This window comes from uncultured Campylobacter sp. (assembly GCF_938030815.1).
Lineage (GTDB): Bacteria > Campylobacterota > Campylobacteria > Campylobacterales > Campylobacteraceae > Campylobacter_B.
Window position 1 is genome coordinate 1 of sequence record NZ_CALHII010000186.1, and the last position, 2367, is coordinate 2367.

General features: G+C 42.6%; 3 protein-coding genes. All 3 read left to right on the top strand.

What is annotated here, in order from left to right:
- Nucleotides 1-445: 445 nt before the first annotated feature.
- The 3 genes from rpmI (at nt 446) to Q0277_RS07005 (ending at nt 2342) form a co-directional block, all read left to right on the top strand.
- On the top strand, nt 446-637 hold the full coding sequence (gene rpmI / locus Q0277_RS06995; RefSeq protein ID WP_291940085.1) for a 50S ribosomal protein L35: 192 nt from the start codon (nt 446-448) through the stop codon (nt 635-637).
- Nucleotides 638-735: 98 nt separating this feature from the next.
- The gene (gene rplT, locus Q0277_RS07000) at nt 736-1092 is read left to right on the top strand and encodes a 50S ribosomal protein L20 (RefSeq protein ID WP_295153159.1); all 357 of its coding nucleotides are present in this window, start codon (nt 736-738) and stop codon (nt 1090-1092) included.
- A 128-nt stretch (nt 1093-1220) separates the two neighbouring features.
- A complete protein-coding gene (locus Q0277_RS07005) occupies nt 1221-2342 on the top strand; it encodes a spherulation-specific family 4 protein (protein WP_297996807.1) in 1122 nt (373 codons plus the stop codon).
- The last annotated feature ends 25 nt before the right edge of the window (nt 2343-2367 follow it).

The window sequence follows — 2367 nt, forward strand, 5'->3', positions numbered from 1 at the left end:
CGTAGCAGTGAAATATGGCAGAAACTATAAATCCGTCACCGAAAAATACGACAAACCAAACAAAAAGCCAAAAACGTTTGCGTTTGCCCTTGAGGGCGATTAAGGCGACAAAAAAGCTTATGGTAAAAAAAGCGGGTATTATGAAAAGAAATACTATACTGCGCATATCTAACCCTTATAAAAATACATATGCAAATTTGTAGAGCCCAAAGAGCTTCTTTAGTAGCAATATTTTATTGCTCTATATCTTGGCTCGTCATTAAATTCCATATAAATTCAACTGCTTAAATTTATAAAAACGATATAAGTCTGAAAATATTGCTATGGACAATAATTATATCAATTTCGATGTAGCATTTTGTATTTTCATAAATTTCGCTAAAATTTAAATTTTTCAAAGAAACTTTATTATATACTTTCCATTCACTTTAAAAAAAGGACGACCATGCCAAAGATGAAAAGCGTGCGCGGTGCCGTCAAGCGTTTTAAAGCGGGCAAAAACAAGATCAAAAGAGGCTCGGCGTTTCGCAGCCACATTTTGACGAAGATGTCTCAAAAACGCAAGAGGAATTTGCGCGAGGCCCAATACGTCGATTCTACGAACGTATCTGCGGTTAAAAGAATGCTTTGCAAATAGTGCGAAGTTAGTTTTTGACGAAAGTCATTCAAACTCCCCTAAATTTATGGATTTTAGGGCAAGATCCCAAAAGGGACGCCGATTAAGAAAGGATTAATATGGCAAGAGTAAAAACAGGCATCGTTAGACGCCGCCGTCACAACAAGGTGCTAAAGCTTGCGCGCGGATTTTATAGCGCAAGACGCAAACATTTCAGAAAGGCTAAAGAGCAGCTGGAGAGAAGCCTCGTTTACGCCTTCCGTGACAGACGCGCGAAAAAACGCGATTTCCGCAGACTTTGGATAGTGCGCATCAATGCAGCTTGCAGGCTAAACGACATCAGCTATTCTAAATTTATAAACGGACTTAGAAAAGCGGGCATCGAGCTTGATAGAAAAATTTTAGCAAATATGGCTATGAACGATCCCGAAGCTTTTGCAACCGTCGCAAAGAAGGCAAAAGCGGCATTAAAATAAGCTTTAAAATTTGGCCGTCTTAAGGCGGCTAAATTTTTAAATTTCGATAAAGCTTTTAATTTTAAAAGCGCGCCCGCAAATTTGTCGAAATTTAAGAATTTGGGTAATTTTATTTGAGGCGGTGCAGAATGCTAAAGTCTTTGAAAAAAATCGTATCTCTTGCGCTTGTCAGTGCAGCAGGGTTCGGCTATGCAAGCGAGCAGAATTCCTGGAGTTATGCAAACGCGCAAAAATCACCTTCTAACAACACTTCCCGTTCTGATGTAATGAGCGCTGCGGATAGCTTGGGCGCGAAATTAAGCAGGCGCGACGCGGCTAGCGATAGCTCCGCGAGCGACGAGTATGAAAACTCATTTCGTATCAAGCTCGAATATGCAAGAGGCTTTGCTAAAAAGGGTTCATATTCGGGCAGGCTTAATAATCAGCGCGTTATGATGCCTGCGTTTCGCTGGACGGGCAATAGCGGCGTAAATGCCGAGTTTTGGAACGGCATTACCAATATAGGCGGCGCGCTGGTTCCTTATGTGGCTTTCGGTTCATACGAGGCGGCGATACCGGGCGATCAATCCACGCAATATCTGGTCAGAAGAGAAGAAGACGCCGTTCAGATGAAGCGAAATATTGCGGCGGGCATAGCAAATTTAGGCTATACCTATACCAAAAATTCTACTAGAAATCTAAATTTAGTCTATGCCGATATCGATAATTTCGTAAATTTCTACGGCAGAGAAAATATCGCAGGATACTTCATCGACGAGGTCAATACCGAGAATAATCCCGCAACTATCGCCTATATGGCTAATATCTACAATTATATCAAGACTAAATATCCGGGAATGCTAGTTTTAGCAAACAACGGTTGGGGTGTGCGCGACGCCATAGCTCCCTATGCGGACGTTTGGATGCTGCAAGAGGTGAGTGCAGACGACTACATAAACCACTATCGTCCTAGAACCTCTGAGTTTGAAAAAGACCCGGCAAATTCCTCTAAAATTTTGCATGTCATATACAACGCCAGACCCGATCAATACGACGAGATCATAAGGCTATCTCGCGAGCGTAACGCGGCAAATCTATTTATCACCTCCGATACGAATGCCTATCCTAGCGGATACGACGATCTGCCTACCTATTTTGAAGCGCTGATGCTGGCGATCAATAACTTCACGCCTAAAAACGGTAGCCTGTTTTCGCAGGTCGCAAGAGGCGGCAACCGCATAGGCACGATAATTCAAACTCAGGCAGTCTGATGCGGGAAGCGGCGGTATCATCTTT